The sequence below is a fragment of the Micromonospora zingiberis genome (assembly GCF_004331455.1).
In the GTDB taxonomy this organism is placed as follows: Bacteria; Actinomycetota; Actinomycetes; order Mycobacteriales; family Micromonosporaceae; genus Micromonospora; species Micromonospora zingiberis.
Genome location: NZ_SJJR01000030.1, coordinates 1 through 13,860, shown reverse-complemented (window position 1 = coordinate 13,860; position 13,860 = coordinate 1). Strand labels below are relative to the sequence as shown.

The following is a 13,860-nucleotide window of genomic DNA, read 5'->3' as shown; positions in this document are numbered from 1 at the left end:
CGTCGGCGGTCACCTGCCGATCATGGCACCTGGCCGGCGCGGCGGACGGCGGCCGCACCGGCGCGGCGGCCCGCTCAGCCGGCGGCGACGGCGCCGACGTGCTCGCGGGCGGCGAGGGCCTGCTGGTAGAGGCGGCCGGCGCGGTACGACGAGCGGACCAGCGGCCCGCTCATCACCCCGGCGAAGCCGATCTCCTCGGCCTCGGCGCTCAGCTCGACGAACTCCTCCGGCTTGACCCAACGCTCCACCGGGTGGTGCCGGGGCGAGGGGCGGAGGTACTGGGTGATGGTGATCAGCTCGCAGCCGGCGTCGTGCAGGTCGCGTAGCGCCTGGGAGATCTCCGTACGCTCCTCGCCGAGGCCCAGGATCAGGTTGCTCTTGGTCACCAGGCCGGCGGCGCGGGCCTGCCTGATCACGTCCAGCGACCGCTCGTAGCGGAACGCCGGCCGGATCCGCTTGAAGATCCGCGGCACCGTCTCGACGTTGTGCGCGAGTACCTCGGGGCGGGCGCCGAAGACCTCGGCGAGCTGCTCCGGTACGGCGTTGAAGTCGGGGATCAGCAGCTCCACGCCGCAGCCGGGCTGGAGGGCGTGGATCTGGCGGACGGTCTCGGCGTACAGCCAGGCACCGCCGTCGGGCAGGTCGTCGCGGGCGACGCCGGTGATGGTGGCGTACCGCAGGCCCATCGACACCACCGACTCGGCCACCCGGCGCGGCTCGTCGGCGTCGAACTCGGCCGGCTTGCCGGTGTCGATCTGGCAGAAGTCGCAGCGGCGGGTGCACTGGTCGCCACCGATGAGGAAGGTGGCCTCGCGGTCCTCCCAGCACTCGTAGATGTTGGGGCAGCCGGCCTCCTGGCACACCGTGTGCAGCCCTTCGCGGGCGACCAGCCCACGTAGCTGGGTGTACTCCGGGCCCATCTTGGCCTTGACCTTGATCCACGGTGGTTTGCGTTCGATCGGCGTCTCGGCGTTACGGGCCTCGATCCGCAGCAGCCGCCGCCCCTCGGGTGCGGGCGTCGCGGTACCTGCGGCCTGGCCGGTCGTGGTTGCGGAGCGCTCGATCGTCACAAAAACGAGCCTACGCCGGGTGGTGCCCGTCGATGAACTGCGGGCGACCGCCGTCACCCCGCAAATCCTGTGACGCCTAACACCGCCCACCGCCAACCCGGGTCACACCCCAACGCCGCGCACCCCTTTCCCCCGTTGATCAAGAGGTTTGCGTCTGGACCAGCGGGGATCCTGACGCAAACCTCTTGATCAACGCGTCGGGCCGGGGGTGGTGATGGTGGGGAGGTGGGTTTCGACGACGGGGAGTACGTCGGCGGTGGTGATGGGGCGGCCCAGTTCGGCGGTCAGGGAGGTGACGCCGGCGTCGCGGATGCCGCACGGGACGATCTTGTCGAAGTGGGTCAGGTCGCAGTCGCAGTTGATCGAGAAGCCGTGCAGGGTGACCCCCCGGGCGACCCGGATGCCGATGGCGGCCACCTTGCGGGCCGGGCCCCGCTCGTCGTCCGGCACCCAGACGCCGCTGCGGCCCTCGACGCGGCCGGCGGTCAGGCCGAACTCGGCGCACACGTCGATCAGCATCTGCTCGACCCGCCGCACGTACGCGACCACGTCGACCGGGTCGGGTAGCCGCAGGATCGGGTAGCCGACCAACTGCCCGGGGCCGTGCCAGGTGATCTTGCCGCCCCGGTCCACGTCGACCACCGGGGTGCCGTCGACCGGGCGGTCCCACGGCTCGGTGCGCTTGCCGGCGGTGTAGACGCTCGGGTGCTCCAGCAGCAGCACGGTGTCTCCGGACTCGCCGGCGGTCACCGCCTCGTGCAGGCGGCGCTGCTCGTCCCAGGCCGCGGTGTAGTCGAGGACACCGGCGCGAACGGCCGTCAGGCCGGAGGTCGTCGTGGTCACGAGTCCAAGCCTAGACCCGTACTCGCTGGTCACCTGTGGTGAGCCGGCTCACCCACGAACCGCTGTGGTCAGTTCTGCCGGACCCGCCAGAGCCAGACGTCCTCGACCCGTTCCGGTTCGCCGAGCAGCATGGTCAGCGTCCGGCGCAGGGCCTCCTCGTCGACCGCCCACTTGGCGCCGTGCACCTCGTCGACGAGCACCACCGTCTCGACCCGCCAGTGCTCCAGGTCGGCCTTGACCTCCTCGCGGGTGCCCTCGGTGACGATCGGCGGCAGTCCGGTGCGGGCGGCCTGGTCCAGCAGCGCGCCGAAGGGGCGGGGCACCGGCCCGATCCGGCCCCGGCCATCGGGGCCGCCCGGTCCGAGGAAGAAGCCGGACGGGATGGCGAACTCGCCCTGCCGGTTGGCCAGCGCGTACGCCTGCCAACGCTGGCCGTCGGGGTAGACGTCCAGGGCCAGCGGGGCGGGAGTCAGCACGCCGCCGGGGGAGACGTACTCCCGCCAGGCGCCCGAGGTGATGAAGCGGGGGATCGGCTCGCGTTCGACGGTCAGCAGCGGGGTCGGCAGCAGCGGCACCAGCGCCACCACGAAGCCGACCGTCCAGGCCACCGCCGCGGCCCGGCGCGGTGGACGCTGACGCAACTGGTCGATGGCGTACGCCAGCAGCAGGCCGATCACCGGTGTCACCACCAGCGCGAGCCGGGCGGGCAGCGCGGCGTTCACCACCGGCAGGTGCCCGAGCAGGTCGAACGGCATGGGCAGGTCGGTACGCCGGCCGTCGACCTTCGCCACCGGCCCGAAGGAGAGTACGGCGAAAGCCACCGCCAGGATGCCGAGCGCCCACAGGGTGGCCCGGCGGCGCGGGTCGGCGCGCCGCCACAGCAGCACGAAGCAACCGGCGGCGAGCACCAGCAGCGGTAGGCCGAAGAACGAGTTCTCCTCGGTGGGGTTCGGGGCCAGCGAGGTACGCAACCCGGCCTCGCCCGCCAGCGAGCGGCGGGGATAGGCGGCGTACGCCGCGATGTCCTCGGAGTGGATCACCGGGTCGAAGCCGGTGCCGTGGAAGCGCTGCGGCCCGGCGAAGTGCAGCCACAGCGGGTACGCCAGCAGCGCTCCGGCGACCACCGCCGTCACCGCGAGGCCGCGCAGGAACGACGGCAGCACGGCGCGGGCCTCGGCGCGGTTGGCCGGGTGCAGCGCCCAGACGGCGACGAAGAGACCGAGTGCCAGCGCGGTGAAGAACAGCCCTTCGGCGGCGATCGAGAAGGCGACGGCGACGAGCAGCCCGAGGATCACGCCGTCGCGCAGCCAGCGCCCGGGGCGGCGCAGCGCGAACACCCGCCACACCAGCAGCGGCACCAGCCAGCCGGCGGTCCAGTTCAGGTGGGCGTTGGCGTGCGAGACCATGCCGGGGGAGAAGCCGATGAACAGTCCGCCGACCGCGGCGGCGAGCGGGCTGCGGACCAGGTGCCGGGAGAGCAGCCAGTACCAGGCGAGGGCGGTGGCGGCCAGGTTCAGGGTCAGGATCACCAGGAAGGTGGCCGGCGGTCCGATCAGGTACGTCAGTGGGGCGAAGACCACCGCGTACACGGTGATCGAGGTGTTGACCGCGAGGTTCACCCCGTCCGGGACGTTGATCAGATACGTGTAGAGCGGGTTCTCCCCGTGGCTGACCGCGTGCCCGCCGAAGGCGAGCAGCCACTCGAACAGCGCCTGGTCGCTGGAGTTGACGGTGATCGCGCGACCGTTCGGGTCCCGCCACAACCCGCTGGTCACCCAGACGGCGAGCGCCAGCGCGACAAGTGTCACGATCAGGTCGGCGCGACGATCACGGGTGACACGTACTGGCGAGGTGGGCGCGGACGCCACGGACGGCGAGGTGGGCACCTAGCGGACGTTACCAACCGCACCCGGACACGCCGGCACCTTCCAGGTGCAAGGAAGGGCCCCTTGTTATCGCCTGGAGTAGATAAAGGGCCCCCTGTTAACAGTCTGGGCGGTGCCCGACACCTGGCGATCGGGCGGATTGCCCGGTGGGCCACACCCGGACATCGACGAATGTGTGCACCCTCGCCATGTCACCGGGGAGACACATCTGCGTAACCTCGCGGCAATCATCGGTGACCCAGCTCACACATCCCCTGGAGGTCCCGTGCGTCGCACCCGTACTCTCTCCGGCCGGCTCGCCGGCATGCTGGCCGGCCTGGTGGTGGCCGCCGCCGCGCTGGTGGCGGCCGCCGCCCCCGCCCAGGCCGCGACCCTGACCCAGGTCACCAGCTTCGGCTCCAACCCCGGCAACCTCGCCATGTACGCCTACCGGCCGGACAACCTGCCGTCCGGCGCCCCCGCCGTCGTCCTGCTGCACGGCTGCACCCAGAACGCCGCCGGCTACTTCGCCAACTCGGGCTGGCAGAAGTACGCCGACCAGTGGAAGTTCGCGCTGATCGTGCCCGAGCAGCGGTCCGCCAACAACTCCAGCACCTGCTTCAACTGGTTCGAGACCGGCGACACCACCCGGGGCCAGGGCGAGGCGCTGTCCATCAAGCAGATGGTCGACCATGCCAGGTCCTCCTACGGCACGGCCGCCAACCGGGTGTACGTCAGCGGCCTGTCGGCCGGCGGCGCGATGAGCGCGACCCTGCTCGCCACCTACCCGGACGTCTTCGCCGCCGGCTCGGTCGTCGCCGGCATCCCGTACCGCTGCGCCACCGGGACGCTCAACGCCTTCACCTGCATGAACCCGGGGGTGGACAAGACCCCGGCGCAGTGGGGCGACCTGGTGCGCAACGCCCACCCCGGCTATGCCGGCCCGCGCCCGAAGGTGGCGGTCTGGCACGGCACCGCCGACTACACGGTGGCGGTGGCCAACGCCACCGAGTCCCGCGACCAGTGGACCAACGTGCTCGGCGTGTCGCAGACCCCGACCAGCACCGCGCAACTGCCCGGTGGCACCAGCCTGGAGGTGTACGGAAACGACGCGGTCCGCGTCTACCGGATCTCCGGCATGGGCCACGGCACCCCGGTCAACCCCGGCTCGGGCGTGGACCAGTGCGGCAGCACTGGCGCGTACTTCCTGAACACCATCTGCTCGGCGTACCGTGACGCGGTCTTCTTCGGCCTGGACGGCCCGACGGCGCCCAGCCCGACGCCGTCGGCCACCCCGAGCCCGACCGCGTCGCCCAGCCCCACCAGCGCCCCGACCTGCGTCACCGCCAGCAACTACGCCCACGTGACCGCCGGCCGCGCCTACCACTCCGGCGGCTACGCCTACGCCAACGGCTCGAACCAACGAATGGGGCTGTACAACACCTTCCACACCACCACCCTGCGCCAGACCGCCGCCAACCACTGGGTCGTCGGCTGCTGACCGGCCCCGACCCGACGCCCGGCACGGTCGGGGCGCGGCGAGGTCGGGGCGAGGTCAGCGCGCCCGGCGAGGTCAGTCGTGCAGCGCGGCGTGCAGGGCGCTGGGAAGGTCGGGGTGGCGGAAGGTGAAGGCGGCGCGGGTCAGCACGCCGGGTAGGACGCGGGTGCTGGTCAGCGCCTCCTGGGCGAAGCCGCCGAGGGCGGCCCTGAGGGCCAGGGCCGGGATCGGGATGACGGCGGGACGGTGCAGTTGCCGGGCCAGTTCCCGGGTGAACTCGGCGTTGGTGACCGGTGCCGGGCCGACCACGTTCACCGGCCCGGCCAAATCGGCGTGGGCGAGCAGGTAGGTGCTGGCGTTCAGCCAGTCGACCATCGAGATCCACGGGATCCACTGCCGCCCGCTGCCCAGCCGCCCGGCGATGCCCAGCTTGAACGGCAGCAGCATCGGCTTGAGCAGTCCGCCGTCGCGGTGCAGGGGCAGCCCGGTGCGCAGCCGCACCACCCGTACCCCGGCGTCCTCGGCTGGCCGGGTCGCGGCCTCCCACACCCGGGCGACGTCGGCGAGGAAGCCCTCACCGGCCGGCGCGTCCTCCTCGACGACCCGGTCGCCGGTGTTGCCGTACCAGCCGATCGCCGAGGCGTTCAACAGCACCTCGGGCCGGTCGGCGGCCGGCAGGCCGGCGATGGTGATGGCCAGCGTGCTGGTGGTGTCCACCCGGCTGGACCGGATCAGCTGCTTGTACCGGTCGTTCCAGCGCCGGTCGCCCACCCCGGCGCCGGCCAGGTTGACCACCGCGTCCGCCTCGGCCACCAGCGCCGGGTCCAGTTGCGCCGCGGACGGCGACCACTGCCGCTCGTCAGGGGTACGCGGCGCCCGGCGGACCAGCCGGGTCACCTGGTGCCCGTCGGCGACGAGCAGGTCGACCAGTCGGGTGCCGAGGAAGCCGGACGCGCCGGCCATCAGGATGCGCATCCTCATATCTTCGGGTACGCACGGCGGCCCGACCCCGTCTAGTCGGTCACGCGGCGATATAGCTCGCGCCCGGAGGTAGCTCGGCCAGCAGGCTCTCCACCCCGGCGTACCCGTCGCCCAGCCGTCGCCCAGCCGAGGAAGCGGTCCGGCACAGCCATAGCGGGCGCAGCGGGGTGTGCGGATTCGCGGTCACCAGCGGCCGCCGTTGGCCCGCCAGGTCTGTGCGGGGGTGAGTCGGCCGACCCGGCCGACCTGGAGGTTGGCGCGGGTCACCTCGTCCCACCCGCGGCCGTGCGTGGGTCAGGGGCGGCGTACGGCTCGTACGCTGACCAGATCCTCCAGCCCGGCGAAGTCGCCCGGGTTGGTGGTGTAGAGCGGTAGGCCGTTGGCGTGGGCCACCGAGGCGATCATCAGGTGGGCGAGCCGACGGCGGGTGGTGCGGCCGGTGGCCAGGACCGCACTGGTGATCATGCCGAAGGCTCGCGCTGCCTCGGCGTCGAAGGGCAGCGGGTCAAAGGTGGCCTCGGCATGCTGGAGGACGCTGGTCCGTCGGGCCCGCTCGGCGCGGTCATCGGCGTGGTGTGGGCCGGCGGACAGTTCCGCGAGGGTCACGGCGCTGATCACCAGTTCCTCGGGCAACTCGTGGGGGTCCAGGGCGCCGAGGTGGATCACGATGTTGGTGTCGATCAGACCCCTGGCGGGGGAGTCACCACTCACGGCTGAATGGGTCCTGGTCGGCCGTCGAGTCGATGTCACGGCGGAACTTCTCGGCGTCGAGCACGGGAGCGGTGGCGAAGGCGGCCATCGCCTCGGCACGCGGTACGAAAGTGCGCCGCCGGAGCGGGATCAGCTTCCCGACCGGGGTGCCGTTACGCGTGATGATGAAGGAGTCGCCACGTTCGACGCCGCGCATGATCGCGCCCGAGTCGTTGCGCAGCTCTCGCTGCGTGATCTCCCGATGAGCGTGCTCAGCCACGGGCTAATCCTAGCCTGGAGTGCTACAAAGTGCTACAGATTGAGCGCCGGTTGAGATGAGGACGCTCAAGCCACGAGACCAGTGCCGCCGCTACCCGACCAGCCAGCCGTCCACTGGCCCGTGGTTGATCCACAGCAGCCGGCCGGTCCCTGGTGACGGCGACCGGCATGAGGCACTATTGCCTTCACATCTGTGCAGCTCAAGCTGAGATTGGGTACGTGAACCATGCCGCTGTCTCGTCGCGTGATCATTTCGGCCGTGGCCGTCACGGCCGTGATCGGTTCGGGGGTGGGGATCGCCCTCTGGCCCGACAGCGAGCCGCCGTACCGCCCGCCGAGCTCGCACGTGGTCCAGCCGGGCGCACCGGGTCAGGCGGGCAAGACCCTCACGGAGGACGAGGTGTCGCAGCTGTCGCCGCCCAAGTTCAGCGCGGCCGACACGCTGTTCATCCAGGGCATGATTCCGCACCACGAGCAGGCGCTGGCGATGACGGCGCTCGTGTCGGGGCGTACCGACAACGCGGATATCGCGCTGCTGGCCAAGCGGATCGACGTGTCACAGCATGACGAGATCGCGTTGATGCAGCGTTGGCTGGAGGATCGGGCGGTGCCGACCAGCGGCCCGAACGCGGGTCACACCGGGCATGAGCTGATGCCGGGGATGCTCACCGCCGCGCAGTTCGACCAGCTCAGGCAGGCGCGTGACGCGGAGTTCGACCGGCTCTTCCTCAAGTTCATGGTGCAGCACCACGAGGGAGCGCTGGCGATGATCAAGGAGCTGTACGACGCCGGTGGTGGGCTTGAGCCGGCCACCGACCAGCTCGCCCGCGAGTTCAACGCCGATCAGAGCATCGAGATCCAGCGGATGCAGCAGATGTTGGCCAAGATGCGCTGACCCCCCTCCGCCACCAGCGCAGAGCGGCCCCCGACTCGAAGGCTTCGAGTCGGGGGCCGTTTCCGTCAGGGACGGATCAGAGCGAGGCCCGCAGGTCCAGGATCGCCTGCTTCAACGCCTGGTGCTCGGGAGCGACGAGCTTGCTGGAGATCTCCCCGAGCTGGGACACCGCGGCGGACCGCTTGCCCTCGGCCGCGAACTTCTCGGCCCGGTCCAGGAACATGGGGACCTGGGACTTCAGCGGGTGGCCGATGACGTTGGCCCGTACCGCCTGGTCGTAGTGGGCACGCGCGACCGTGAAGCTCGGCGTCCAGCTGATCTTCGGCTGGTGCTGGGCGTTGAACTCGGCGAGCTGCACCTGACCAGCCGCCTTGATCTCCGCCGCCGACAGGTGCGCACTGGGCTTCAGCGCGAACACGTCGAGACCACGGGCGATCTCGTTGCCGTAGATGTTGCCGTTGTACCAGTACACCGACCAGTACCCACCGGTCACCAGCCGGTCCGCGGCGACCGGACCCCGGTCGAAGAACGCGATCTCGTGCGGGTTGGCCGAGTCGGTGAAGTCGAACACCGACAGACCACCCTGGTACCAGGCCTGCACCATGATGTCGCGGCCCGGAACCGGGATCAGCGAACCGTTGTGCGCGACGCAGTTCTCCTGCAGCGACTGGGGAACCGGCAGCTTGTAGTAGCTCTTGAACTCCATCTTGCCGTCGACGATGTCGAAGATGGCGTTCGCGCCCCACTCGGGCCGGTCGGTGTCGCGGCAGCGAGCACCGCTACCGCCACCCCACTCGTCGGTGAAGATGACCTTGGTGCCGTCGTTGTTGAACGTCGCCGAGTGCCAGTACGCGAAGTTCGGGTCGGCGACCTCGTCGATCCGGACCGGGTTGGCCGGGTCCGAGATGTCGATCAGGATTCCGTTGCCCTGGCACGCGCCGGCAGCCAGCCCGATCTCCGGGTAGGCGGTGATGTCGTGGCAGGCGTTGGTGTTCGGCGACGGCGACCAGGTCGAGCCGGACGGGTGGCGCGGCTCGATCGGGCCGTTCTGCAGGCCGTCGACCCGACCGGTCTCCGGGTTCGCGAAGAGCCGGGGCTCGTTCACGACAGCGGCCTGCTCGGGCGCGGCCAGCGGAACCTTGATGACCTCGATGCGCCACCGGGACGGGTTGTCGCCCGTCGCGGTGTTGTTGTTGCAGCCGGCCATGGTGGTCGCCGGGCGCACCCCGGCGGTGCCGGAGACGTAGACGTAGACGTTGTCCTTGTCCTTGGGGTCGGCCACGACGGTGTGCGTGTGCGAACCGCGGCAGAGCTGAACCGCCGCTACCTGCACCGGGTTCTGCACGTCGCTGATGTCGAAGACGCGGACGCCCTGGAAGCGGGTGCCGACGCTGGCGTTGGTGCCGCAGTCGAGCCGCCCGCGGGTCTCCTCGACCGACATGAACAGCAGGTTCCCGTACGCCGAGAGGTCGCCCTGCCCACCCGGGCAGACCACGCTGGTGACCAGCGTCGGGTCGGCCGGGTTGGAGACGTCGACGATGTTGAACCCGTTGTAGTTGCCCAGGAAGGCGTACTTGCCGCCGAAGCCGAGGTCCGAGGCGATGTACGAGCCGCTGCCGGGGTTGGCCGGGTCGACGAAACCGGCGGGCTTGTCGCGGTGCGCCAGGTGATCCAGGTTGCTGATCGCCGTCTGCGCGTCGAGCCAGCCCGCGCCGAGCCCGATCCGTGGATCGGGCTCTGCGGCCGACGCGGTGCCAGGCAGCGCGCCGGCCAGGAGCAGCCCTGCGGCGAGCAGGCCGAGGGCTTGCCGGCCCCTGCGGGGCCGAGAGGGGGATCGAAGTGTCATTGCCTGCCTTTCGATGGAAAGACTGACGCGAGGTCCAGTTGGGTGGGGGACGCGTCGGATGCGTAAGGACCGTACCGGCCAGCACTCATGTGGCGTCTCCGCCGTTCGGCTGAAGAAAACACCAGGTGAGAGTGCGTACGGACGAGTTTCGGCAGGTACCGGAAAGCGGGCCGGAAATCCCGCTCGAATGTCCGCCATTCGTCGAATGGTCAGCGGCCGGGTTGCCCCGCCACGTCGCTTCCGGCGGGATTTTCAGGGCGTCGCCTCGGGTGGGTTCTGGTGCCAACGGGCGCGGTAGGCGGCCTCGGCGGCCTCGTGGGTGGTGCGCTCCTCGAAGACCGCCGCGCGGAGCGCACGCCGGGCCTCGGACATCAGCAGCACCTCGGCGACGACCAGACCGACGCAGATCGCGGTGAGCAGGCCCATGGTGACCAAACCTGGCAGCGGCATGGCCAGCGGGATGCTGACCGCGAGTACGCCCACCGTGCCGAGCCGCAGCCAGGACAGCGTGCGCAGGGTGCGCAGCTGGAACAGCATGTTCCCGGCCAGGTAGCAGATCACCCCGCCGAACAGCAGCGGGACGTCCGGGCCCTGCGCCGGTGCGCTGACCGGCACGCCGGGCTCGGCGATGTCGTGCACGATGCCCTCGGCACCGAGGGCGAACAGGATGATCCCGGCGATCATCGGCAGGTAGAGGTACGCGTACGCGTCCCGGGCCATCAGCACCCGTGGGCGCCCCTGACTGGCGTGCAGGGCGATCCGGGCGGCCGGACCGATCACGTCGTAGTGCAGCCACCACAGTGCGGCGGTGAAGACGATGCCGAGCACCGCCGCGCTCACCCCGGGCCAGGTGGGCGGCTGGCCGATCAGGTTGCTGCCCAGCCCGACGGAGATCACCGACTCGCCCAACGCGATGATCAGGATCAGGTCGTACCGCTCGGTCCAGTGTTCCGCGGAGGTCACCTCCCAGCCCCAGGTTCTGGCGAGCAGCCCGGTGGAGTACTGGAGCAGGATGACGGTGATCCACAGGCCGTCGCGGACGAGTTGGGCGGTGTCCGTGTCGGGCAGGTGGGCGGGCAGCAGCGCCGCGGTCAGCAGCAGGACGGTGCTCAGTATCAACTCGGGGGCGTACCGCAGCAGTTGTCGACGTTCCACCGGGTCGACCCGGACCACGTGCAGGAACAGTGCCAGGTGGACGGCGCGGATGACCAGATAGCTCCCGGCCAGCACGATCGCCCCAGCCTCGGCGTGGTGCGGATCCTGGAACGCCTGCGGTAGGGCGAGCGCGAAGCAGAACAGCGCGGCCATCCCGGCGACCATCAACACCGGTACGAAACCCTCGCCGATGCGTACCCGGGTGGCGATCACCGTGTGCACCACCCAGCACCACCAGAGCACGGCGAGCACCAGCAGGGCGTGCAGCAGGGCTCGGCCGGTGATGTTCGCGGCCGTGGTCCGGGAGATGTTGAAGAACGAGAAGACGAAGACCAGGTCGAAGAAGATCTCGAACTTGTCGACCCGGGCGCCCGGCGCTATCCCGACGGCCGGCCCGAGCCGGCCGCGCCAGCCCCTGTCGCTCACCGCCTGAGTTTCCCAAGCGTGAGACGGGGCTGGGCGGGATTCGGCTCAGCCCGGCGGGCGGTGGCGTAGGCCGTCCATCAGCAGGTCGAGCAGTCGCTGGGCCTGGTCACGCTGCGCCCGCCCGCCCGCGGCGAGACTGACGCCGCCGAGCCCCACCAGCAGGTCGGCCGGGTCGATGTCGGTACGTACCGTGCCGGCCGCCGCACCGGCGTCCAGCAGCAGACGCAGGGCGGCGAGGAGCCGATCACGGCTCTGGGCGTACGGGTTGGTCCCGGCGGCGATCACCAGCCGCAGGGCGTCGGCCATCTCCCGTTTCGTGGTGACGTAGTCGATGAAGCGGTCCATCCAGGCCCGGGTCGCCTCGTCCGGCGGAAGGTGGTCGAGCAGCTCGGCGGCGCCATCGCACAGTTTCGCCAACTCGTTGCGGTAGGTCGCCTCGACCAGCGCCTCCCGGGTGGGGAAGTGCCGGTAGAGCGTACCGATGCCGACCCCGGCGTCCCTGGCGATCGCCTCCAGCGTTACCTCGGCGCCGGCCTGGGAAAACGCCCGTACGGCCGCGTTCAGCAGGCGCTCGCGGTTGCGTGCCGCGTCGGCGCGCAACGGACGCGGGTCTGTCTCCGGCACGTCTCCTCCTGAACTCCGGTCACCGACCGGGTGGCAAGCGGAGGGTCCTCCGGTTAGCCTTGGCCGTAACGGAGGAGCCTCCGTTTCTCATCGTAGTGGCGGTCAGTCCCGCCGCGCCGTCTCCGACAAGGATGGATCATGACCATCGGTACGCCTGTCAGCACCCCGTTCACCGCGTCCAGCACCGCACTGGAGATCGTCGCGGGCCTCGACCTGAGTGGCCGGCGGGCCGTCGTCACCGGCGGGGGATCGGGCATCGGGATCGAGACCGCCCGCGCGCTCGCCGCCGTCGGCGCCGACGTCACCCTCGCCGTACGCAAGCCGGAACAGGGCGAACGGGCCAGGGCGGACATCGTCGCCAGCACCGGCAACGACCGGGTCGCCGTGGCCCGGCTCGACCTGGACGACCCGGCCTCGGTGGCCGCCTTCGTCGCGGCCTGGGACGGGCCGCTGCACATCCTGGTCAACAACGCCGGCATCATGGCCTCGCCGTTGATGCGCACCCCGCAGGGCTGGGAGATGCAGTTCGCCACCAACCACCTCGGCCACTTCGCGCTGGCCACCGGGCTGCATCCGGCCCTGGCCGCGGCACAGGGCGCGCGGGTCGTCTCGGTCAGCTCAGCGGCGCACCTGCGCTCGCCGGTCGTCTTCGACGACATCCACTTCCAGCGGCGCGAGTACGAGCCCTGGTCCGCGTACGGTCAGTCCAAGACCGCGAACGTGCTCTTCGCCGTCGAGGCCACCCGGCGGTGGGCTGACGACGGCATCCTGGTCAACGCGCTGCACCCCGGCGCGATCCAGACCAACCTGCAACGCTACGTGACCGAGGAGGATCTGGCCCGGCTGCGTGCCCTGAGCGGTCCCGCCGCACCCACCTGGAAGACCCCCGAGCAGGGCGCGGCCACCTCGGTCCTGGTCGCCGCCTCGCCGCTGCTCGACGGCGTCGGCGGACGCTACTTCGAGGACTGCCAGCAGGCCGGCCCGAACCAGCCCGGCACCCGCACCGGCGTCGCCGCGTACGCCCTCGACCCCGAAGCCGCCACCCGCCTCTGGCAAACCACCACCCAAACCCTGACCCCCTGACCCGCCCCGGCCCGCCTCCGCCCCGGCCCGCCTCCGCGCCGGCCCGCCTCCGCGCCGGCCCGCCTCCGCGCCGGCCCGCCTCCGCGCCGGCCCGCCTCCGCGCCGGCCCGCCTCTGCGCCGGCCCGCCTCTGCGCCGGCCCGCCTCTGCGCCGGCCCGCCTCTGCGCCGGCCCGCCTCTGCGCCGGCCCGCCTCTGCGCCGGCCCGCCTCTGCGCCGGCCCGCCTCTGCGCCGATCATGGACTTTCTGCCTCCGCAAAAGCGGCGAAGGCGGACGAATCAGGGACCGAAAGTGCATGATCGACGCTCCGCTCCGCGGCGGGGCAGCGCTCCGCGGCGGGGCAGCGGGGCGGAGCGGGGGAGCGCGGGCGTGACGTGGCGGGGCAGCGTGGCGCGGCATGGCGGCGGGGCAGCGCGGTGCGGGGTAGGGGTGGATGGGGTGAGCGAAAGGGCGCCCCGGTCGGTGACCGGGGCGCCCTTCTCGTGTTTTGACCGTTCTGTGGGCAGGGTGGTCTGGCGGTGTGGTGTGGGTGTGTTCGTGGTGGTGTGGGGGTGGGGTGTTATTTGCCCTTGTGGATGGCGTTCTTGCGGATGACGGGGTAGCGGG

At 71.2% G+C, this 13,860-nt stretch carries 13 protein-coding genes; 3 read left to right on the top strand and 10 right to left on the bottom strand.

The features are described from left to right. Positions 1-74: 74 nt before the first annotated feature. The 3 genes from lipA to E0H26_RS27225 form a co-directional block, all read right to left on the bottom strand. A complete protein-coding gene (gene lipA, locus E0H26_RS27235; protein WP_131308939.1) occupies positions 75-1,127 on the bottom strand; it encodes a lipoyl synthase in 1,053 nt (350 codons plus the stop codon). Between the two features lie 132 nt (positions 1,128-1,259). Further along, on the bottom strand, positions 1,260-1,913 hold the full coding sequence (lipB, locus tag E0H26_RS27230) for a lipoyl(octanoyl) transferase LipB (RefSeq protein WP_131308936.1): 654 nt from the start codon (positions 1,911-1,913) through the stop codon (positions 1,260-1,262). 68 nt (positions 1,914-1,981) lie between these two features. After that, positions 1,982-3,799, bottom strand: a complete 1,818-nt coding sequence (locus tag E0H26_RS27225; RefSeq protein ID WP_131308933.1) for a DUF6311 domain-containing protein — start codon at positions 3,797-3,799, stop codon at positions 1,982-1,984. 265 nt (positions 3,800-4,064) lie between these two features. On the opposite strand from E0H26_RS27225, the gene E0H26_RS27220 reads away from it, so the two are divergent. Then, positions 4,065-5,279 (top strand): extracellular catalytic domain type 1 short-chain-length polyhydroxyalkanoate depolymerase, encoded by a 1,215-nt coding sequence (locus tag E0H26_RS27220; protein ID WP_131308929.1) that lies wholly within the window; start codon positions 4,065-4,067, stop codon positions 5,277-5,279. Positions 5,280-5,351: 72 nt separating this feature from the next. Here the strand turns inward: E0H26_RS27220 and E0H26_RS27215 are convergent, their stop codons facing one another. The 4 genes from E0H26_RS27215 to E0H26_RS27200 form a co-directional block, all read right to left on the bottom strand. After that, on the bottom strand, positions 5,352-6,251 hold the full coding sequence (locus E0H26_RS27215; RefSeq protein WP_131308926.1) for a TIGR01777 family oxidoreductase: 900 nt from the start codon (positions 6,249-6,251) through the stop codon (positions 5,352-5,354). 46 nt (positions 6,252-6,297) lie between these two features. Then, a complete protein-coding gene (locus E0H26_RS29475; protein WP_165521999.1) occupies positions 6,298-6,444 on the bottom strand; it encodes a hypothetical protein in 147 nt (48 codons plus the stop codon). A gap of 107 nt (positions 6,445-6,551) precedes the next feature. Beyond that, positions 6,552-6,968 carry a type II toxin-antitoxin system VapC family toxin gene (locus tag E0H26_RS27205; protein ID WP_131308920.1) on the bottom strand — a complete coding sequence of 139 codons (417 nt, stop codon included), beginning with the start codon at positions 6,966-6,968 and terminating at the stop codon, positions 6,552-6,554. Beyond that, positions 6,958-7,227, bottom strand: coding sequence for a type II toxin-antitoxin system Phd/YefM family antitoxin (locus E0H26_RS27200; protein ID WP_131308917.1), 270 nt, complete (start codon positions 7,225-7,227; stop codon positions 6,958-6,960). Before E0H26_RS27200 ends, E0H26_RS27205 begins: the two co-directional genes overlap by 11 nt. Positions 7,228-7,485: 258 nt before the next feature. On the opposite strand from E0H26_RS27200, the gene E0H26_RS27195 reads away from it, so the two are divergent. Then, a complete protein-coding gene (locus tag E0H26_RS27195) occupies positions 7,486-8,121 on the top strand; it encodes a DUF305 domain-containing protein (protein WP_165522000.1) in 636 nt (211 codons plus the stop codon). Between the two features lie 76 nt (positions 8,122-8,197). On the opposite strand, the gene E0H26_RS27190 is transcribed toward E0H26_RS27195, so the two are convergent. From E0H26_RS27190 to E0H26_RS27180, 3 genes are all read right to left on the bottom strand, one after another. Continuing rightward, a complete protein-coding gene (locus E0H26_RS27190) occupies positions 8,198-9,967 on the bottom strand; it encodes an LVIVD repeat-containing protein (protein ID WP_131308911.1) in 1,770 nt (589 codons plus the stop codon). 252 nt (positions 9,968-10,219) lie between these two features. After that, positions 10,220-11,548 carry a low temperature requirement protein A gene (locus tag E0H26_RS27185; protein WP_131308908.1) on the bottom strand — a complete coding sequence of 443 codons (1,329 nt, stop codon included), beginning with the start codon at positions 11,546-11,548 and terminating at the stop codon, positions 10,220-10,222. A 45-nt stretch (positions 11,549-11,593) separates the two neighbouring features. After that, positions 11,594-12,172 carry a TetR/AcrR family transcriptional regulator gene (locus E0H26_RS27180; RefSeq protein WP_131308905.1) on the bottom strand — a complete coding sequence of 193 codons (579 nt, stop codon included), beginning with the start codon at positions 12,170-12,172 and terminating at the stop codon, positions 11,594-11,596. Positions 12,173-12,310: 138 nt separating this feature from the next. Between E0H26_RS27180 and E0H26_RS27175 the strand changes: the two genes are divergently transcribed. Continuing rightward, positions 12,311-13,255: an SDR family NAD(P)-dependent oxidoreductase gene (locus E0H26_RS27175; RefSeq protein WP_131308902.1), complete on the top strand. Its 945-nt coding sequence runs from the start codon at positions 12,311-12,313 to the stop codon at positions 13,253-13,255. Positions 13,256-13,860: the final 605 nt, after the last annotated feature.

Excerpts from the sequence above, each read along its gene's own strand:
- E0H26_RS27215 (WP_131308926.1), bottom strand. The coding sequence starts at position 6,251 with ATGCGCATCCTGATGGCCGGCGCGTCCGGCTTCCTCGGCACCCGACTG.
- E0H26_RS27190 (WP_131308911.1), bottom strand. The coding sequence starts at position 9,967 with ATGACACTTCGATCCCCCTCTCGGCCCCGCAGGGGCCGGCAAGCCCTC.
- E0H26_RS27175 (WP_131308902.1), top strand. The coding sequence starts at position 12,311 with ATGACCATCGGTACGCCTGTCAGCACCCCGTTCACCGCGTCCAGCACC.